Here is a 19,420-nt window from a genome sequence, read left to right as displayed (position 1 = left end):
AATTTATTCTATTCATCCTGCACAACGGGGAACAATATGAAAACGGCTTCGCCGCGTCGACCGGTATAAATACCAATCCGGATCATCCCGACGGCCGTCCCTCACCCTCAAACGAAACAGGCGACTCCCCCCGTCAAGGAGGAATCGCCTGGAGTGACTGCGGGCCGGGGCCGGGCAAGCGCTCACGCGCCCCCGGCCATCGCGCCGCTCAATACGCGGCCGTTGCGATCTCGCGCACAAAGCTGTCCTCCTCGAGCGCATCGACGAACGCGACTGCGTAGTCTTCCGCCGAGATCTTGCTGTTGCCTTCCGCGTCCACGATCAGCTTGCCGACGCCCGTGCGGAACGTGCCCGTGCGCTCGCCCGGCGCGATCAGCGCGGCCGGCGCGAAGAAGGTCCAGTCGAGATCGGCGACCGTCTTCAGGTAGCCGAGCGCGTCGCGGTGCGCGAGCGCCTGCGCCTTGTATGCGTCCGGGAAACCTTCGCTGTCGACCAGCTGCTTGCCCGGTGCGATTTCGAGCGAACCGGCGCCGCCCACCACGACGAGCCGCTTCAGGCCCGCCTGGCGCGTGCCGGCGACCAGCGCCTTCGCAGCCGCGACGACCTGCGCCGCATCTTCCTGCTTCGGACCGTACGCGCTCGCGACAACGTCATGGCCCGGCAGGGCGGCCGCGATGCTGGCCGCGTCGAGCAGGTTGGCCGCCTTCGCGGTAATGCCGTCACCGGATGCGCCCGGGTGGCGCGACAGCGCGGTCACGCGATGGCCGCGTCGCACGGCTTCCGCCGCAATGCGCGAGCCGATCATGCCGGTGGCGCCGAACAGTGCGATATTCAGGGAACGTTGCGTCATGTCGATTCTCCAGAAAGAAATATATGTAACACAATTAATTACATTTAAGACCGAAAAAAACGGGGCAAAGCCCCCGTTTTGCCGGTCGCCGCGCCTGCGCGTCGTCCGGTTTCCTGCCCCTGCCTGCGCCAGCTACCCGCCGGCGCGTGCCGCCTGCTGCGTGCGCCGCTCGAGATCCAGCATGTCGGCCGTCACGTCGACGAGCGTGCGCGTGGCGAGCGATGCCTCCATCGCGCGCTGCGCGTCGCCGATATAGTCGGTCAGCGCGCTCTGGATATGCCGCCCGACGAGGCATGCGGGATTCGGCGCCTCACGGTGCAGCGCGAACAGTTGCGCATCGTCGACCGCGCGATACACGTCGAGCAGCGTGATCTCGCCGGGCTCGCGCGCCAGCAGCGCACCGCCGCCCGCGCCGAGCTGCGACGTGGTGAGCCCCGCGGCCGCCAGCATCGACAGCAACCGGCGAATCAGTGCCGGATTCGTATTCACGCTGCCCGCGATGATGTCGGACGACAACGGCACGCCTTCCTGCATCGACAGCAAGGCGAGCACGTGAACGGCAAACGCGAACCGGCTGCTGGTATTCATTCCTGACTCACTCGGCGACGCCGGCCCGAACTGCAGCCGGCGACATGTGTAACCATGATAATTACATTTTGCGGATTGCGCAAGCCCGCGTCATTCCCCGCTCGCAGGCTTGGCACCCACGGCGTTCTGCTGGCTCCACTGTTGCAGCTTCTTGCCGGCTTCCGCGATCTTCGCGCCCGCTTCGGAGGCCGCATGCGCAACGACCGCGGATGCGGCCGCATCGATCTGCGCCTGTGCGGCCGATGCGAGGCCGCTTGCGGACAGCGGCGGCACGGCCGACGCCGCGGACGCGATGCCGGCCTTCGCCGCGTTGATCTGTTGATTGACGGTGCTCGCCACCTGGTCGAGCGCCTTGGCCGCATTGTTTGCGGCATCGGCGGCCGCGCTCGCGGCCGTATCGGGTTGCGCGACCGGCGTGGCGGACTTCTCGCAGCCCGCGAGCAGCAGCAGCGCACCGGCGGCCACGGCCGCCAGCACGGACCCGGGCACGCGGCGCGCCCGTGATGTCTTCATGTTCATCAGCAATCTCCGGCCGCGCATCGCGCGGCCTCGTGGTTGGACCGGTGTCGATGATACCGCCTGTGGAACAGCCCAAATAACGACCCGTCATTAAAAATACCTTTCAATTTCGGATTCGTCTGATTCAATCGCAGGCGCCACATCACTAAAGTAGGCACGCTTCAATTCGCTTCGGACGTGTCCCCTTTTCCATATGGCTTTCCTCGTCGACTGGCTCATCGCCCTGGCCGCGCTGCTCGCCGCCACCCTGTTCCTGTGCCTGCGCGCGCCGTCGGCACGCCGCCTCGCCGAATCCGGGCGGCCGCGCCGCATTGCATGCGCACGCCTGCTCACGCAAGCCGTGATCGGCTTCTGGACGGCCGCACTGATCGTCACGGAAGGCATCGTCGGCCCCGACGGCGACGGCCAGTCGCTCGCGGGCTTCGCGGCACTCGCGTTCGCCGCACTGGGGCTGTCGACCGTCGCCGCTTACTGGTCGGCATGCGCGATGCGGCTGCGCCGGCCGCCCGCGCTGTTCCCCCGCCACTGACGCGCCAGATCGGTGCGTGACCACGCACCACCGCGCACCACGCCGCACCACCTCACCCGCCGCACGCACCAGTTCAGCACGCACCGCACCACGCACGTGCACCAGGCACCATCGTCGGCCGCCGCCGGCCGCGCCCCCATCCCGTGCATGATTCACCGGAATGCCGCACCGCGCGGTGCACAAGCACCAACTCCACGCAGTCGTTCACCAAGTTGGCTCGATACTTGCGTTCCTTGCCCGTTTTTTGCGCAAGGAAGCCACGGCATGGATGGTCTGAAATCGGGCGTCGACACACTGTTCCTGTTGATCGGCGCCGTCATGGTGCTCGCGATGCACGCGGGCTTCGCCTTTCTCGAACTCGGCACGGTCCGCAAAAAGAACCAGGTCAACGCGCTCGTGAAGATCCTGGTCGACTTCTCGGTGTCGACACTCGCGTATTTCTTCATCGGCTACACGATCGCGTACGGCGTCGAGTTCTTCGACGACATCGGCACGCTGTCGCAGCACAACGGCTACGCACTCGTGCGCTTCTTCTTCCTGCTGACCTTCGCGGCGGCGATTCCCGCGATCGTGTCCGGCGGCATCGCCGAGCGCGCGAAGTTCAACCCGCAGCTCATCGCGACGCTGATCATCGTCGGCTTCATCTATCCGTTCTTCGAAGGGATGGCCTGGAACGAACGCTTCGGCGTGCAGGCATGGCTCACGCACGCGTTCGGTGCGCCGTTCCACGATTTCGCCGGCTCGGTCGTCGTGCATGCGTTCGGCGGCTGGGTCGCGCTGCCGGCCGTGCTGTTGCTCGGCGCGCGCCACGGCCGCTATGCGAAGGACGGCCGGATCGCCGCGCACCCGCCGTCGAACATCCCGTTCCTCGCACTCGGCGCGTGGGTGCTCGCGGTCGGCTGGTTCGGCTTCAACGTGATGAGCGCGCAGACGCTCGACAAGATCAGCGGCCTCGTCGCGGTGAATTCGCTGATGGCGATGGTCGGCGGCACGCTCGCCGCGTGGATGGCCGGCCGCAACGACCCGGGCTTCACGTACAACGGGCCGCTCGCGGGACTCGTCGCGGTATGCGCGGGCTCCGACGTGATGCACCCGATCGGCGCGCTCGTCACGGGTGCCGTGGCCGGTGCGCTGTTCGTCGCGATGTTCACCTGCGTGCAGAACCGGTGGCGCATCGACGACGTGCTCGGCGTGTGGCCGCTGCACGGAATGTGCGGTGCACTCGGCGGCCTCGCGGCCGGCGTGTTCGGGCAACCCGCGCTCGGCGGTCTCGGCGGCGTGTCGTTCCTGTCGCAACTCGTCGGCACGCTCGGCGGCATCGCGATCGCGACCGCGGGCGGCACGCTCGTCTACGGCGCGCTGAAGGCGACCGTCGGGCTGCGCCTCGACCGCGAAGCCGAATTCGACGGGGCCGACCTGTCGATCCACCGCATCTCGGCAACGCCCGAGCGCGATTGACCGTCTGACGAGCACCCGACGCATCATTACGTTTTCAATTCAAAAAACTTTCATCTAGCATCCTTACACTTCCGTCCAGTTTTCAATAAGCCTTCGCGACGCTTGCCGAACGCATGCATCGCGAAGGCCATTCTTCCAACAACTGAAACTGGACTCCACATGCCCGCGTTGCCCAATGCTGCCCGTCGTCAGGCCCTGAAGATCCTCGCCGGCGCGCCGATGCTTCCCCTTTCCGGTCTCGCGCTGCCGGCCCTGCTGACGGGTTGCGGTGGTGACGACAATCCCGCTTCGACGCCGGCCCCGGTCGCCGCCGCATACACGTCGGCGACGTTCTCGGCGATGGCCGCCCCGTCGCTCGACAACGCGGCCGCGATGGCCACGACGACGGTCGGCTCGACGCTGTCGGTGTCGTTCTCGGACGGCTCGTCGCGCAACTTCAAGCTCGCGTACCGGCCGTTCTTCGTGACGGGCGACATGGTGCCGGACGGCAAGGGCGGCACGACGCTCGCGGGCGGCTACTACGACATCAACAACCAGCCGATCATCGATCGCTCGGTTGCCGGCAAGGAGCGCCAGTTCTATTCCGACTGCCCGGACGGCAGCTCGCTGCTGACGCTGAAGAACGCGAACGTGCCCGGCGTGAAGGGCAACACGGTGTTCGCGGTCGTACAGTTCGAATACACGACGCGCGACCAGGCGAGCGCATCGCAATACGGCCAGCTGCCGTCGCCGATCGCGGTGCTCTCGCTCGACCAGGATCCGGCCACCGGCGCGCTGAAGGTCGTGAAGTACCACAACGTCGACACGTCGAAGGCGCACGGCCTGTGGATCACCTGCGGCGCGAGCCTGTCGCCGTGGGGCACGCACCTGTCGAGCGAAGAGTACGAGCCGGACGCGACGAAGGTCGCGACCGACGCGCAGTTCAAGGCGTTCAGCAAGAACACGTTCGGCGACGAGACGAAGGCGAACCCCTATCACTACGGCCACCTGCCCGAGATCACCGTGAATCCGGACGGCACCGGCACCGTGAAGAAGCACTACTGCCTCGGCCGCATCTCGCACGAGCTGATCCAGGTGATGCCGGACCAGCGCACCGTGATGATGGGTGACGACGCCACCAACGGCGGCCTGTTCATGTTCGTCGCCGACAAGGCGGCCGACCTGTCGGCCGGCACGCTGTACGTCGCGAAGTGGACGCAGGCGTCGTCCGCCGGCGCCGGCACCGCGACGCTCACGTGGATCAAGATCGGCCACGCGACCAGCAGCGAGATCGAAGCGCTCGCGAACACGCTGAAGGCGTCGGACATCATGGACCTGACGACCACCGACCCGAACGATGCGAGCTACGCGAAGATCCACTTCGGCGGCAAGTTCAACTGGATGCGCGTGAAGCCGGGGATGGAAAAGGCCGCCGCGTTCCTCGAGACGCACCGCTACGCGGCGCTGCTTGGTGGCAGCATGGGCTTCACGAAGCTCGAAGGCACGACCGTGAACGCGAAGGACAAGATCGTGTACACGGCGATGTCGCGGATCGAAACGTCGATGGTCAAGGGCAACGCGGTGTCGCGCGACGTCGCGGTCGACAAGAAGATCGCCGCGGGCGCCGTCTACGCACTGAACCTGAAGGGCAGCCAGCGCGACACGACGGGCGGTGCGATCGACAGCGAATGGGTGCCGGTCGACATGGGCGCGCCGGCCGCGCTCGTCGGCGAGGATCTCGCCGCGGCCGACGGGCTCGGCAACCTCGCGAACCCGGACAAGATCGCGAACCCCGACAACCTGAAGTTCTCCGAGAAGCTGCGCACGCTGTTCATCGGCGAAGACTCGGGCATGCACGTGAACAACTTCCTGTGGGCGTACAACGTCGACACGAAGTCGCTCGTACGCGTGCTGTCGTGCCCGGCCGGCGCCGAATCGACGGGCCTGCACGCGGTCGACGAGATCAACGGCTGGACGTACATCATGAGCAACTTCCAGCACGCGGGCGACTGGGAATCGCCGCTGCACGACAAGGTCAAGCCGACGCTCGATCCGCTCGTGCACGCGAACTTCAAGGATCGCTTCGGCGCCAGCGTCGGCTACCTGACGGCCGAGCAGACCGGCATCAAGCTCGCGAAGGCCTGACCGGGTCGCGCGAGGGGGCGTGCTCCCTCGCCCTTTCTTCATCACCGTTCATTCGTCGGCGCTCCACGCCGTTTCATGCGCGATACCCAGTGCGGGTATCGCGCTTTTTTTTGCATGTGCAAATCGCGTGACCGACTTCGTGCGAACGGGGCAAAACGCGCGCGCACGCATACGTCGAACGGGCCGGGATGGGCGTTGGACGGGCGTTTCCGGGGATCGGGGGATAATACGGGCCTGACGCGTCCGGGCGGGCGGTCAAAAAGACAGGCAAAAAAAAGCGCCACGGAGACCGTGGCGCTAAAAAAGTTCTAGCCATTCCGAGGGCCGTGCTAGAACCTGAGAGACTGCGCGAAACACCGTTGCCGGTTAAACTCCTGAAACGATGTTTCGAAAACGTGAGACATTCTTTCCGTTTCCGCCCGACAAGTCAAGCGGTATTTGCACCGGTTCATGTACTTTCCGGCAACGCCCATTTGAGCGTTTTCCTAATAAACCAAGGGTGAACCCGTAAAATCTCATCCGATGACCGGTTTGCCGACAGAACATGCATCCTTTGACAATAGTCCTACAATACCAACAAAATTGAAATCGAGTTTCGGAATTAGAGAGAATCCCTCGTGTCGACAACTGTAACCTCTCCCGCGTCGCGGGACCGTGAATCGTCCCCCGACGAGATCACCGCCCTCGCCCGCGGCCTCGCCGTGCTGCGCCGCATCGCGGCTGCCGACGCCCCCGTCAGCAACCGCGAACTGACCGAATTGACCGGCATCCCGAAGCCGACCGTCTCGCGCATCACCGCGACGCTTGTCAGCGCCGGCTTCCTGTTCCAGCTGCCCGACAGCGAGCGCTTCGTGCTCACCGCGTCCGTGCTCGAGCTGAGCCACGGCTTCCTGCGCAACTTCGACATCCGCGCGCGTTCGCGGCCGTTCATGATCGAGCTGGCCGAACGCACGTCGCTGTCGGTGCACCTCGCGGTGCGCGACCGGCTCGACATGGTCGCGATCGACGTGATCCGTCCGCGCTCGGCCGTGCTCGTCACGCGCCTCGAGATCGGCTCGCGGATGGACATCGCGCGCACGGCCGTGGGTCGTGCCTATCTCGCCGCACTCGAGGACGACGAGCGCCGCCTGCTGCTCGAATCGCTGCGCACCACGGCCGGCGACGACTGGCCGCACGTGTCCGCACGCCTGACCCCCCGCTCGACGAAGCGATGCGCGACGGCCACGCGATCGCGATCGGCGAATGGCGCGAGGGCCTGAATGCGGTCGCGGCCGGTTTCGTCGGCCCGTCGGGCCAGCGCTATTCGGTCAATTGCGGCGGCGCGTCGCACCAGTGCCCGCCCGAATGGCTCCAGGAGCACGTCGTGCCCGCGTTGCACGAATGCATCGCGAAAATCACCCGCGAGATCGGCGGCGCGCCGGCCCGGCGCGTCAGCGTGTAAGCGTTCCGTCATCGTTTTGTCGTGTTCTGTAACGACCGTAACCCGATGAAAGATAGACCACTGGACTCTAACGGGGACGGGACGTAGGATCATGCCGATCGTCGCGCCGCATTCGCGGTGCGCACCGCTCTTTTCCCGCGCGGATCGGCGGGGCCCCGGACCGAGCCGGGCCGCCCCTTCCGGCACCGCTTGCCCACGCGCAGCCCAGCAGTCCGATTTCCGGCACGCCGCGCCGTCTTCCTGACAGAACACGATGGATAACGAACAAAAGCCCACGCCCCCTTCGAAAGATCCCGCGACCTCCGCACGGCGTCCTCGCCGCACGCTGATGATCGGGACGCTCGCGGTCGTCGTCATCGGCGGCCTGCTGTGGTGGCATCCGTGGAGCCGTACGCCGGCGGCGGGCAGCAACGCAGCAAAAAGCGCGGGTGCGAGCGCCGGCGGCGGTACGGGCGGCCATCGCGGCCGCGGCGGCCCCGCCGCGATGGCGAACGTTCCGCAGCCGGTGCAGGTGGCGACCGCGACGCAGGGCGAAATGCCGATCGTGCTGTCCGCGCTCGGCACCGTCACGCCGCTCGCGAACGTGACCGTCAAGACGCAACTGTCGGGCTACCTGCAGTCGGTCGCGTTCCAGGAAGGCCAGATCGTCAAGAAGGGCGACGTACTCGCGCAGATCGACCCGCGCCCGTACCAGGTGTCGCTCGAGAACGCCGAGGGCACGCATGCGCGCGACTCGGCCCTGCTCGCGACGGCGCGCCTCGACCTGAAGCGCTACCAGACGCTGCTGTCGCAGGACTCGATCGCATCGCAAACCGTCGATACACAGGCGTCGCTCGTCAAGCAGTACGAAGGCGCGGTGAAAACCGACCAGGCCGCGATCGATTCCGCGCAGCTGAACCTCACGTATGCGCGCATCACGGCGCCCGTATCGGGCCGCGTCGGCCTGCGCCAGGTCGACCCGGGCAACTACGTGACACCGGGCGACGCCAACGGCATCGTCGTGATCACGCAATTGCAGCCGATGAGCGTGATCTTCACGACGTCGGAAGACAACCTGCCGCAGATCCTCAAGCAGGTGAACGCGGGCCAGAAGCTGTCGGTCACCGCGTACAACCGCAACAACACGGTGCCGCTCGAGACGGGCTCGCTCGCGACGCTCGACAACCAGATCGACACGAGCACCGGCACGGTCAAGCTGCGCGCGAACTTCGATAACAAGGGCGGCATGCTGTTCCCGAATCAGTTCGTGAACACGCGGCTGCTCGTCGACGTGTTGCGCGATGCGACGATCGTGCCGACGTCCGCCGTGCTGACGGGCTCGATCGGCCAGTTCGTCTATGTCGTGAAGCCCGACGACACGGTGACGGTACGCAAGGTCACGCCCGGCCCGGTCGACGGCGAACGCACGAGCATCGTCAGCGGCGTCGCAGTCGGCGAGCGCGTGGTGACGGACGGCTCCGACCGCCTGCGCGAAGGTTCGAAGATCTCGATTCCCGCCGACAAGCCGAAAGGCGCGTCGGGCGCCTCGGGTGCCGGCGGCCATCGCGGCGGACACAAGCACGGTGCGTCGCAAGCAGCGGCCCAATAACGCGCGGGCCGCTCGATGAATCCATCCCGCCTCTTCATTCTCCGGCCGGTCGGCACCGCCCTCCTGATGGCGGCGATCATGCTGGCCGGCCTCGTTGCGCTGCGTTTCCTGCCACTCGCCGCGCTGCCCGAAGTCGATTACCCGACGATCCAGGTCCAGACCTTCTACCCGGGCGCGAGCCCGGAAGTGATGACCTCGTCGGTCACCGCACCGCTCGAACGCCAGTTCGGGCAGATGCCGTCGCTGAACCAGATGTCGTCGCAAAGCTCGGCCGGCGCGTCGGTGATCACGCTGCAGTTCTCGCTCGAGCTGCCGCTCGACATCGCCGAACAGGAAGTGCAGGCCGCAATCAACGCGGCCGGCAACCTGCTGCCGTCCGACCTCCCCGCCCCGCCGATCTATGCGAAGGTCAACCCGGCCGACGCGCCGGTGCTGACGCTCGCGGTCAAGTCCAAGACGCTGCCGCTCACGCAGGTGCAGGACCTCGCCGACACGCGCCTCGCGATGAAGATCTCGCAGATCGCGGGCGTCGGCCTCGTCAGCCTGTCGGGCGGCAACCGCCCGGCCGTGCGGATCCAGGCGAACCCGACCGCGCTCGCGCAGTACGGGATGAACCTCGACGACCTGCGCACGACGATCTCGAACCTGAACGTCAACACGCCGAAGGGCAACTTCGACGGCCCGACGCGCGCGTACACGATCAACGCGAACGACCAGCTGACGAGCGCCGACCAGTACAACAGCGCCGTGGTCGCATACAAGAACGGCCGCCCGGTGATGCTGACCGACGTCGCGACGGTCATCGCCGGCTCGGAGAACACCAAGCTCGGCGCGTGGGTGAATTCCGACCCCGCGATCATCCTGAACGTGCAGCGCCAGCCGGGCGCGAACGTGATCCAGACCGTCGACGCGATCAAGGCGCAACTGCCGAAACTGCAGGAAACGCTGCCGGCCGCGCTCGACGTCGAAATCGTCACCGACCGCACGACGATGATCCGCGCCGCCGTGCGCGACGTGCAGTTCGAGCTGCTGCTCGCGGTCGGGCTGGTCGTGCTGGTGATGTACCTGTTCCTCGCGAACATCTACGCGACGATCATCCCGAGCCTGTCGGTGCCGCTGTCGCTGATCGGCACGCTCGCGGTGATGTACCTGGCCGGCTTCTCGCTGAACAACCTGTCGCTGATGGCGCTCACCATCGCGACCGGCTTCGTCGTCGACGATGCGATCGTGATGATCGAGAACATCGCGCGCTACGTCGAGGAAGGCGAATCGGGGCTCGAGGCCGCGCTGAAAGGCTCGAGGCAGATCGGCTTCACGATCATCTCGCTGACGGTGTCGCTGATCGCGGTGCTGATTCCGCTGCTGTTCATGGGCGACGTGGTCGGGCGCCTGTTCCACGAGTTCGCGATCACGCTCGCGGTGACGATCGTGATCTCGGCGATCGTCTCGCTCACGCTCGTGCCGATGATGTGCGCGAAGCTGCTGCGTCATTCGCCGCCGCCCGAAAGCCACCGCTTCGAGGCGCGCGTGCACCGGGCGATCGACTGGGTGATCGCGCGCTATGCGGTCGCGCTCGAATGGGTGCTGAACCGCCGGCGCTCGACGCTCGTCGTCGCGCTGCTGACGCTCGGGTTGACCGCCCTGCTCTATATCTACGTGCCGAAGGGCTTCTTCCCCGCGCAGGACACCGGCGTGATCCAGGCGATCACGCAGGCGCCCCAGTCGATCTCGTACGCGGCGATGGCCGAGCGCCAGCAGGCGCTCGCGGCCGAGATCCTGAAGGATCCGAACGTCGACAGCCTCACGTCGTTCATCGGCGTGGACGGCAGCAACATCACGCTGAACAGCGGCCGGATGCTGATCAACCTGAAGGCGCGTGACGACCGCTCCGAAACCGCCGCGCAGATCATCCGCGACCTGCAGCACCGCGTGTCGAACATCACCGGCATCTCGCTGTTCATGCAGTCGGTGCAGGATCTGACGATCGACTCGACGGTCAGCCCGACGCAGTACCAGTTCATGCTGACGAGCCCGAACGCCGACGAATTCGCGACCTGGGTGCCGAAGCTCGTCGCGCGGCTGCAGCAGGAGTCGTCGCTCGCCGACGTCGCGACCGACCTGCAGAGCAACGGCCAGTCGGTGTACATCGAGATCGACCGCGCGAGCGCCGCGCGCTTCGGCATCACGCCGGCGACCGTCGACAACGCGCTGTACGACGCGTTCGGCCAGCGCATCGTGTCGACGATCTTCACGCAGTCGAACCAGTACCGCGTGATTCTCGAGTCGGAGCCGAAGGAGCAGCACTACGCGCAATCGCTGAACGACATCTACCTGCCGTCGGCCGGCGGCGGCCAGGTGCCGCTGTCGTCGATCGCGTCGTTCCACGAGCGGCCGTCGCCGCTGCTGGTCGCGCACCTGTCGCAGTTCCCGTCGACGACGATCTCGTTCAACCTCGCGGCCGGCGCGTCGCTCGGCGAGGCCGTCAAGGCGATCGACGCCGCCGAGAAGGACATTGCGCTGCCCGCGTCGTTCCAGACGCGCTTCCAGGGCGCGGCGCTCGCGTTCCAGGCATCGCTGTCGAACCAGCTGTTCCTGATCCTCGCGGCCGTCATCACGATGTACATCGTGCTCGGCGTGCTGTACGAGAGCTACATCCACCCGATCACGATCCTGTCGACGCTGCCGTCGGCCGGCGTCGGCGCGCTGCTCGCGCTGATGATCACCGGGCACGACCTCGACATCATCGGGATCATCGGGATCGTGCTGCTGATCGGCATCGTGAAGAAGAACGCGATCATGATGATCGACTTCGCGCTCGAAGCCGAACGCGTCGAAGGCAAGCCGCCGCGCGAGGCGATCTACCAGGCCTGCCTGCTGCGCTTCCGGCCGATCCTGATGACGACGCTCGCCGCGCTGCTCGGCGCGGTGCCGCTGATCGTCGGCTCCGGCGCGGGCTCCGAGCTGCGCCAGCCGCTCGGGATCGCGATCGCGGGCGGCCTGATCGTGTCGCAGGTGCTGACGCTGTTTACGACGCCCGTGATCTATCTCGGCTTCGACTCGCTCGCGCGCCGCGTGCGCGGCTGGTTCGAACGCCACGGCCCCGACGCCGGCAAGCGCACGGATGCGTAAGCAATGAACCTGTCGCGCCCCTTCATCACCCGCCCCGTCGCGACGACGCTGCTCGCGCTCGGCGTCGCGCTCGCGGGCCTGTTCGCGTTCATCCAGCTGCCGGTGTCGCCGCTGCCGCAGGTCGACTTCCCGACGATCTCGGTGCAGGCGTCGCTGCCGGGCGCGAGCCCGGAAACGGTCGCGACCAGCGTGACGAGCCCGCTCGAGCGGCACCTCGGCTCGATCGCCGACGTCACCGAGATGACGTCGACGAGCACGGTCGGCAATGCGCGGATCATCCTGCAGTTCGGCCTGAACCGCGACATCGACGGCGCCGCGCGCGACGTGCAGGCCGCAATCAACGCGGCGCGCGCCGACCTGCCCGCCGCGCTGAAGAGCAACCCGACCTACCGCAAGGTCAACCCGGCCGATTCGCCGATCATGATCGTGTCGCTGACGTCGGAAACGTCGTCGGCCGCGAAACTGTACGACGCCGCGTCGACGGTGCTGCAGCAGTCGCTGTCGCAAATCGACGGGATCGGCCAGGTCACGGTCAGCGGTTCCGCGAACCCGGCCGTGCGCGTCGAGCTCGAACCGCAGGCGCTGTTCCACTACGGGATCGGCCTCGAGGACGTGCGCGCGGCGCTGGCTTCCGCGAACGCCAACGCGCCGAAGGGCGCGATCGAATTCGGCCCGCAGCACTACCAGCTCTATACGAACGACCAGGCGTCCGAGGCGTCGCAATACCGAGACCTCGTCGTCGCCTATCGCAACGGCTCGGCCGTGCGGCTGTCCGACCTGTCCGACGTCGTCGATTCGGTCGAGGATCTACGCAACCTCGGCCTGTCGAACGGCAAGCGCGCGGTGCTCGTGATCCTCTACCGCTCGCCCGGCGCGAACATCATCGATACGATCGACCGCGTACGCGAGGCGCTGCCGCAGCTCACCGCGTCGCTGCCCGCCGACGTCACGGTCACGCCGGTACTCGACCGCTCGACCACCATCCGCGCGTCGCTGAAGGACACCGAGCACACGCTGCTGATCGCGGTCAGCCTCGTCGTGATGGTCGTGTTCCTGTTCCTGCGCAACTGGCGCGCGACGCTGATCCCGAGCGTCGCCGTGCCGATCTCGATCATCGGTACGTTCGGCGCGATGTACCTGCTCGGCTTCTCGATCGACAACCTGTCGTTGATGGCGCTGATCGTCGCGACCGGCTTCGTCGTCGACGATGCGATCGTCGTGCTCGAGAACATCTCGCGGCACATCGAGAACGGCAAGTCGCGTATGCAGGCCGCGTTCGACGGCGCACGCGAGGTCGGCTTCACGGTGCTGTCGATGAGCATCTCGCTCGTCGCGGTGTTCCTGCCGATCCTGCTGATGGGCGGCATCGTCGGGCGGCTGTTCCGCGAATTCGCGCTGACGCTGTCGCTCGCGATCGCGGTGTCGCTCGCGGTGTCGCTCACCGTCACGCCGATGATGTGCGCGCGCCTGCTGCCCGAGGCGCACGATCCGCAAACCGAAGGCCGCTTCGCGCGCTTCCTCGAGCGCTGCTTCTCACGCATGCAGCGCGGCTACGAGCGCTCGCTGTCGTGGGCGCTGCGCCGGCCGCTGCTGATCCTGCTGACGCTGTTCGCGACGATCGGGCTGAACGTGTACCTGTACATCGTCGTGCCGAAGGGCTTCTTCCCGCAGCAGGACACCGGGCTGATGATCGGCGGCATTCGGGCCGACCAGTCGACGTCGTTCCAGGCGATGAAGCTGAAGTTCACCGAGATGATGCGGATCGTGCAGGCCAACCCGAACGTGGCGAGCGTCGCGGGCTTCACCGGCGGCACGCAGACCAACTCGGGCTTCATGTTCGTCATGCTGAAGGATCGCACCCAACGCAAGCTGTCGGCCGACCAGGTGATCCAGCAGCTGCGCAGCCCGTTGTCGGACGTCGCGGGCGCGAGCACGTTCCTGCAGGCCGCGCAGGACATCCGCGTCGGCGGCCGGCAGAGCAACGCGCAGTACCAGTTCACGCTGCTCGGCGATTCGAGCGCCGACCTGTACAAATGGGGGCCGATCCTGACCGAGGCGCTGCAAAAGCGCACCGAGCTGACCGACGTGAATTCCGACCAGCAGCAAGGCGGCATGGAGGCCATGGTGACGATCGACCGCGCGACCGCCGCGCGGTTCGGCATCAAGCCCGCGCAGATCGACAACACGCTGTACGACGCGTTCGGCCAGCGCCAGGTCTCGACGATCTACAACCCGCTGAACCAGTACCACGTCGTGATGGAAGTCGCGCCGAAGTACTGGCAGAGCCCCGAGATGCTGAACCAGGTGTGGATCAGCACGTCGGGCGGCAGCGCGAACGGCTCGCAAACCACCAACGCGGCCGCCGGCACCTTTGTCGCGACATCGGCCGGCACGTCGAGCGCCGGCACGGCCACGCAGAGCGCCGCGGCGATCGCGTCCGACTCCGCGCGCAACCAGGCGCTCAACTCGATTGCCGCCAGCGGCAAGTCGAGCGCGTCGTCGGGCGCGTCCGTGTCGACGTCGCAGTCGACGATGATCCCGCTGTCGGCGATCGCGACGTTCGGGCCGAGCACGACGCCGCTGTCGGTCAACCACCAGGGGCTGTTCGTCGCGACGACGATCTCGTTCAACCTGCCGCCGGGCGTGTCGCTGTCGCAGGCCACACAGGTGATCTATCAGACGATGGCGCAGATCGGGGTCCCGCCGACGATCGTCGGCAGCTTCCAGGGCACCGCGCAGGCGTTCCAGCAGTCGATGAACGACCAGCCGATCCTGATCCTCGCCGCGCTGCTGGCCGTCTACATCGTGCTCGGGATCCTGTACGAGAGCTACATCCACCCGATCACGATCCTGTCGACGCTGCCGTCGGCCGGCGTCGGCGCGCTGCTCGCGCTGCTGCTGTTCAAGACCGAGTTCAGCATCATCGCGCTGATCGGCGTGATCCTGCTGATCGGTATCGTGAAGAAGAACGCGATCATGATGGTCGACTTCGCGATCGACCAGACGCGCAACAACCAGAAATCGTCGTTCGACGCGATCCACGAGGCGTGCCTGCTGCGCTTCCGCCCGATCATGATGACGACGATGGCGGCGCTCCTCGGCGCGCTGCCGCTCGCGTTCGGCAACGGCGACGGCGCCGAGCTGCGTGCGCCGCTCGGGATCGCGATTGCCGGCGGCCTGATCGTGTCGCAGGTCCTGACGCTCTATACGACGCCGGTCGTCTACCTGTACATGGACCGGCTGCGCGTGTGGGGCGAGAAGCGCCGCAACCGCCGCGGCAATACCGGCGGGCCGGCCGTCGCCGGCGAGTAACGGAAAGCGGCCGCCGGACAGGCGGCCGTTTTTTCGTGCCCGTCGTGCTCACCGTGCTTGAAGAGCGGCGGCGATCGGCTATCGTGAGTCCATGCCCACCGCGATACCCGTCACGGGAACCCGCCATGAACGTCCAGCTCAACCATACGATCGTCTGGTGCCGCGACAAGCGTGCGTCGAGCCGCTTTCTCACCGAACTCCTGGAATTGCCGCCGCCGACGCCGTTCGGCGCGATGCTGGTCGTCGCGCTCGACAACGGCGTGTCGCTCGATTTTTATGAACAGGCGGGGGAAATCAGGTCGCAGCATTACGCGTTCCTGACCGACGAAGCCGGTTTCGATCGCGTGCTCGCGCGCATCCGCGAACGCGGGTTGGCGCACTGGGCCGATCCGGCGAAGCGGCAGCCCGATGACATCTACCGCCACAACGGCGGACGCGGCGTGTACTTCGACGATCCGGACGGCCACTTCCTCGAAGTGATGACGCGGCCGTATGTGCTGAACGGCTAATCCGGCAGGCCGGCGTTGCGCCGGCCTGGATCGCGCGGCACGGGTGCCGGCCTGTTGCGGACGACACCCGGCCGGCGGCCGTTACTCGGCGGTGGCCGCCGCCGTCTTGCGCGGACGACGCGCGCGCGGGGCCGCCTTGCGGGCCGGCTTCTTCGGCTTGGCTGCGGCCGGCGCTTCCGCGGCCGCTTCGGCATTCACGTCCGCCGGCACCGCATCGTGCGACGGCTGCGCAGCGGCCGCCTGGCCGCCGACATCGCCGGCCGCCGGCCCGGCGTGCGTCACCGCCGCGTGCCGCTCGTCACCCGGCTCCGCGCCATGGGACGCGGCGTCCGAATGCTGGCCGTGCGCGTGCGGGTCGCCGCCGTGCTTCGCCGCACCACCGGCGTCGTCGACCTTCCCGGGCGCGTGACGGCCGGTGCTTTTCGCAGCGGCGCCCTTCTTCGCACCGGTCTTCTTCGCCGTGCTCTTGCGCGCGCGCTTGCGGCCATCCTTCACATCGCCATGCGCTTCGGACGCTTCAGCCGCTTCGGTCGCTTCAGCCGGCGGCGTCACCGCCACGGCCTCGACCACGTCGGCCACCTCCGCGTCTTCCGCTTCGACCTGCATGCTGTCGTGCGCGGCGGCTTCCGCCCGCTGCCCGCGACGTTGCGTGTCGCGCCCGGCCCGCGCCGGCTCGGCTGCACGCGTGCCGTGGTGCATGCCTTCCCCCTCACCGCCCGCCGCGACGTGCTCCCCGGCCGCCAACTGGCGTGCCCGCGACACGAACGCGCCCGACTTGTCGTCGCGCCCCACTTCGAGCAGGCCGCGCGCCTGCGCCTCGTCGAGCAGGTTGCCGAACGCGCGGAACCCGTAGTACGACTCGTTGAAATCCGGCTTGCGGCGCTTGATCGCGCTCTTGAGCACCGACGCCCAGATCTTGCCGACGTCGTCACGCTCCGACGCAAGCGCGTCGAACGTCTCGACCGCCAGCGCGATCGCCTCAGCCTTGCGCGCGTCCATGTCATGCTTGCGCGACGGTTCGCCGGGCCGCTTCGCGCCGCCGTTGCCCGCGCGCTGCTGTTCGCGCTTCGCGAGCGCACGCTGCTGCTCGCGCACCAGATCGTCGTAGAAGATGAACTCGTCACAGTTCGCGACCAGCAGGTCCGACGTCGACTGCTTCACGCCGACGCCGATCACCTTCTTCGCGTTCTCGCGCAGCTTCGACACGAGCGGCGAAAAATCCGAGTCGCCGCTGATGATCACGAACGTATCGACGTGCGACTTCGTGTAGCAGAGGTCGAGCGCGTCGACGACGAGCCGGATGTCGGCCGAATTCTTGCCCGACTGGCGCACGTGCGGAATCTCGATCAGCTCGAAGCTGGCCTCGTGCATCGACGCCTTGAAGCCCTTGTAGCGATCCCAGTCGCAATAGGCCTTCTTCACGACGATGCTGCCCTTCAGCAGCAGGCGCTCCAGCACGGGCTTGATGTCGAATTTCTCGTACTTCGCGTCGCGCACGCCGAGCGCGACGTTCTCGAAGTCGCAGAACACGGCCATGCTGACGTTGTCCAGGGGTATTGCCATGTGTACTCCAACCGGTGGGCCGGCGCGTTATAACGCGTAACGGCGAAAAATCCATCGCGCACATGATAGCCGGTCAGCGCGTCATTCCCGCATCCGTGTGAATGAATGACGGCCCGAACGCCAGCCGCGACGCCGCAGATTGCGTGCCCATGCCGGTACGCCCGAAGTCGATAGGCCCGATGCCGGTACGCCCCTTATTACGCAAGCGCGGCCGGGCCGAATCGACATTACACTTGAGATATCGGTCGTCCGTCCCTATCTGGACGGATGACGCATCGAGCAAGGAGCGGTTTCATGACGACGAAGGTACTGCTGATTGGCGCGACCGGCCGAACGGGCCAGGCCTGCGCGGATCTGCTGCTCAAGCAGCCGGAGTTCGAGGTCACGGCGCTCGTGCGCCGCCAGGGCTATGCGCTGGCGGGTGCGCGGGTCGTCGAGGCCGATCTGACGAACGATTTCTCTCACGCTTACCAGGGCATCACGCACGTGATCTACGCGGCCGGCTCGGCCGAATCGGAGGGTGCGGCCGAAGAGGAACAGGTCGACCGCGACGCGGTGGCCCGCGCGGCCGAATACGCGCTCGCGTACAACGCGCAGAAGCTCGTGGTGATCAGTTCGCTGTCCGCATACCGGCCCGAGCAGGCGCCGGATGCGCTGCGCCACTATTCGCAGATGAAACGCGAAGGCGACGATCGCGTGATCGCGTCGGGCGTCGACTACGTGATCCTGCGCCCCGGCCCGCTCACGGACGATCCGGGCGTCGGCAAGATCGCACTGACGGATGCGTGGCTCGATCCCGCTCCGCCCGTGTCGCGCCAGGACGTGGCATGGGCCGCGATCGAGGCGATCAAGCTCGGCATCTCGCGCAAGATCGTCGGCTTCGTCGGCGGCAGCGTGCCGATCGAGCAGGCCCTGCGCGCGTAACCGCCCGCTGCGCGCCGCCGCCCGGCGGCGCGCGTTCCCGTGCCCGCGGCCCGCACGACGGGCCGCTTTGACGTCCGGGGCGCCCGCTTACTGCTTCGGATGCGCGTCGGCCCACGCCTTCACGGCGGCGAGCGTGTTCTCCACATGCTTGTCGGGCGACAGGCTCGTGTATTCGTAGAGAACCTTCCCTTCCGGCGAAATCACGTAGGACACGCGGTTCGCCTTGTCGATCGCCGGCAGCTTCGCGTCGTATTCACGGATGATCTTCGCGTCCGGGTCGGCCGCGACCGGGAACTTGCTCCGGCACTCGCTCACCGAGAACTTCGTCAGCGTATCGATATTGTCAGCCGAGACGCCGATCACCGTCGCGCCGTAAGCCTTGTAACGGTCGACCGCATCCGCGAACGCATGCGCCTCGATCGTGCAGCCCTTCGTGAACGCGGCCGGGTAGAAATACAGCACGACCGGCCCCTTCTTCAGCGCGTCCGCGAGCGAGTACGTGTAAGTCTTGCCGCCCAGCGACGCCTGCGTCGTGAAATCGGGCGCCGCGGCACCCGGTTTCAGTTCCGCCTGCGCCATCAACGCATGGCCGGCCACCAGCGCCGCGACGGCGCCCAGCAACAGTTTTCGCTTCATCTGCGTCCTCATTTCTTATAAAGTCAGCCTCGATGCAGGCCACGTAGGCGTTCGCCTGCCGAACACCTACGCATACGATCCGGACCCGCGGCAGCGCCATCCGCAACCGATCCGTTAAAGATTCCGCACAGTTTGCCGTTATTCCTTGCGGACAACCGGTTCCAGCCCTTCACGTCAGCGAGAAACATGGAAGCCAACAGGAAACAGACGTCACGCAAGGGCTCCTGGCGCAGCGCCTTGCATACGCTGC

13 protein-coding genes and 1 pseudogene are annotated in these 19,420 nt (G+C 66.8%); 9 read left to right on the top strand and 5 right to left on the bottom strand.

Going from position 1 to position 19,420, the window contains the following annotated elements:
* Positions 1-208: 208 nt before the first annotated feature.
* The 3 genes from AC5LXK_RS06080 to AC5LXK_RS06070 form a co-directional block, all read right to left on the bottom strand.
* The gene (locus AC5LXK_RS06080) at positions 209-850 is read right to left on the bottom strand and encodes an NAD(P)-dependent oxidoreductase (protein ID WP_493390759.1); all 642 of its coding nucleotides are present in this window, start codon (positions 848-850) and stop codon (positions 209-211) included.
* Between the two features lie 132 nt (positions 851-982).
* Positions 983-1,438 carry an Rrf2 family transcriptional regulator gene (locus tag AC5LXK_RS06075; RefSeq protein WP_493390758.1) on the bottom strand — a complete coding sequence of 152 codons (456 nt, stop codon included), beginning with the start codon at positions 1,436-1,438 and terminating at the stop codon, positions 983-985.
* A gap of 90 nt (positions 1,439-1,528) precedes the next feature.
* Positions 1,529-1,957: a BCAL1086 family glycoprotein gene (locus AC5LXK_RS06070; protein ID WP_493390757.1), complete on the bottom strand. Its 429-nt coding sequence runs from the start codon at positions 1,955-1,957 to the stop codon at positions 1,529-1,531.
* A 193-nt stretch (positions 1,958-2,150) separates the two neighbouring features.
* Between AC5LXK_RS06070 and AC5LXK_RS06065 the strand changes: the two genes are divergently transcribed.
* The 8 genes and pseudogenes from AC5LXK_RS06065 to AC5LXK_RS06030 all read left to right on the top strand — a co-directional run bounded on the left by AC5LXK_RS06065 (position 2,151) and on the right by AC5LXK_RS06030 (position 16,047).
* Entirely contained in the window at positions 2,151-2,486 is a 336-nt protein-coding gene (locus AC5LXK_RS06065) for a hypothetical protein (RefSeq protein WP_493390756.1), read from the top strand.
* Positions 2,487-2,750: 264 nt separating this feature from the next.
* Positions 2,751-3,944 (top strand): ammonium transporter, encoded by a 1,194-nt coding sequence (locus AC5LXK_RS06060; protein WP_493390755.1) that lies wholly within the window; start codon positions 2,751-2,753, stop codon positions 3,942-3,944.
* Between the two features lie 159 nt (positions 3,945-4,103).
* Complete coding sequence (locus AC5LXK_RS06055) at positions 4,104-6,068, top strand: PhoX family protein (RefSeq protein ID WP_493390754.1); 1,965 nt, start codon at positions 4,104-4,106, stop codon at positions 6,066-6,068.
* A 617-nt stretch (positions 6,069-6,685) separates the two neighbouring features.
* Positions 6,686-7,509 (top strand): annotated as a pseudogene (locus AC5LXK_RS06050) (IclR family transcriptional regulator).
* Between the two features lie 253 nt (positions 7,510-7,762).
* Positions 7,763-9,097 (top strand): MdtA/MuxA family multidrug efflux RND transporter periplasmic adaptor subunit, encoded by a 1,335-nt coding sequence (locus AC5LXK_RS06045; RefSeq protein ID WP_493390753.1) that lies wholly within the window; start codon positions 7,763-7,765, stop codon positions 9,095-9,097.
* Between the two features lie 15 nt (positions 9,098-9,112).
* A complete protein-coding gene (locus AC5LXK_RS06040) occupies positions 9,113-12,226 on the top strand; it encodes an MdtB/MuxB family multidrug efflux RND transporter permease subunit (protein WP_493390752.1) in 3,114 nt (1,037 codons plus the stop codon).
* 3 nt (positions 12,227-12,229) lie between these two features.
* Complete coding sequence (locus AC5LXK_RS06035) at positions 12,230-15,538, top strand: efflux RND transporter permease subunit (RefSeq protein WP_493390751.1); 3,309 nt, start codon at positions 12,230-12,232, stop codon at positions 15,536-15,538.
* A gap of 125 nt (positions 15,539-15,663) precedes the next feature.
* Complete coding sequence (locus AC5LXK_RS06030; protein ID WP_493390750.1) at positions 15,664-16,047, top strand: VOC family protein; 384 nt, start codon at positions 15,664-15,666, stop codon at positions 16,045-16,047.
* A gap of 81 nt (positions 16,048-16,128) precedes the next feature.
* Here the strand turns inward: AC5LXK_RS06030 and AC5LXK_RS06025 are convergent, their stop codons facing one another.
* Positions 16,129-17,610 (bottom strand): NYN domain-containing protein, encoded by a 1,482-nt coding sequence (locus AC5LXK_RS06025; protein WP_493390749.1) that lies wholly within the window; start codon positions 17,608-17,610, stop codon positions 16,129-16,131.
* A gap of 294 nt (positions 17,611-17,904) precedes the next feature.
* Here AC5LXK_RS06025 and AC5LXK_RS06020 point away from each other — a divergent pair, with 294 nt between their 5' ends.
* Positions 17,905-18,534, top strand: a complete 630-nt coding sequence (locus tag AC5LXK_RS06020; protein WP_493390748.1) for an NAD(P)H-binding protein — start codon at positions 17,905-17,907, stop codon at positions 18,532-18,534.
* A gap of 87 nt (positions 18,535-18,621) precedes the next feature.
* Here AC5LXK_RS06020 and AC5LXK_RS06015 read toward each other — a convergent pair whose 3' ends face one another.
* Positions 18,622-19,170, bottom strand: coding sequence for a peroxiredoxin (locus AC5LXK_RS06015; protein WP_493390747.1), 549 nt, complete (start codon positions 19,168-19,170; stop codon positions 18,622-18,624).
* Between the last annotated feature and the right edge of the window lie 250 nt (positions 19,171-19,420).

It is taken from the genome of Burkholderia pulmonis, from assembly GCF_984667975.1.
The sequence above is the reverse complement of the archived record's forward strand: the minus strand, read 5'-3'. Positions and strand labels throughout refer to the sequence as shown.

Excerpts from the sequence above, each read along its gene's own strand:
- AC5LXK_RS06080 (WP_493390759.1), bottom strand. The coding sequence starts at position 850 with ATGACGCAACGTTCCCTGAATATCGCACTGTTCGGCGCCACCGGCATG.
- AC5LXK_RS06075 (WP_493390758.1), bottom strand. The coding sequence starts at position 1,438 with ATGAATACCAGCAGCCGGTTCGCGTTTGCCGTTCACGTGCTCGCCTTG.
- AC5LXK_RS06070 (WP_493390757.1), bottom strand. The coding sequence starts at position 1,957 with ATGAACATGAAGACATCACGGGCGCGCCGCGTGCCCGGGTCCGTGCTG.
- AC5LXK_RS06065 (WP_493390756.1), top strand. The coding sequence starts at position 2,151 with ATGGCTTTCCTCGTCGACTGGCTCATCGCCCTGGCCGCGCTGCTCGCC.
- AC5LXK_RS06060 (WP_493390755.1), top strand. The coding sequence starts at position 2,751 with ATGGATGGTCTGAAATCGGGCGTCGACACACTGTTCCTGTTGATCGGC.
- AC5LXK_RS06055 (WP_493390754.1), top strand. The coding sequence starts at position 4,104 with ATGCCCGCGTTGCCCAATGCTGCCCGTCGTCAGGCCCTGAAGATCCTC.
- AC5LXK_RS06045 (WP_493390753.1), top strand. The coding sequence starts at position 7,763 with ATGGATAACGAACAAAAGCCCACGCCCCCTTCGAAAGATCCCGCGACC.
- AC5LXK_RS06040 (WP_493390752.1), top strand. The coding sequence starts at position 9,113 with ATGAATCCATCCCGCCTCTTCATTCTCCGGCCGGTCGGCACCGCCCTC.
- AC5LXK_RS06035 (WP_493390751.1), top strand. The coding sequence starts at position 12,230 with ATGAACCTGTCGCGCCCCTTCATCACCCGCCCCGTCGCGACGACGCTG.
- AC5LXK_RS06030 (WP_493390750.1), top strand. The coding sequence starts at position 15,664 with ATGAACGTCCAGCTCAACCATACGATCGTCTGGTGCCGCGACAAGCGT.
- AC5LXK_RS06025 (WP_493390749.1), bottom strand. The coding sequence starts at position 17,610 with ATGGCAATACCCCTGGACAACGTCAGCATGGCCGTGTTCTGCGACTTC.
- AC5LXK_RS06020 (WP_493390748.1), top strand. The coding sequence starts at position 17,905 with ATGACGACGAAGGTACTGCTGATTGGCGCGACCGGCCGAACGGGCCAG.
- AC5LXK_RS06015 (WP_493390747.1), bottom strand. The coding sequence starts at position 19,170 with ATGAAGCGAAAACTGTTGCTGGGCGCCGTCGCGGCGCTGGTGGCCGGC.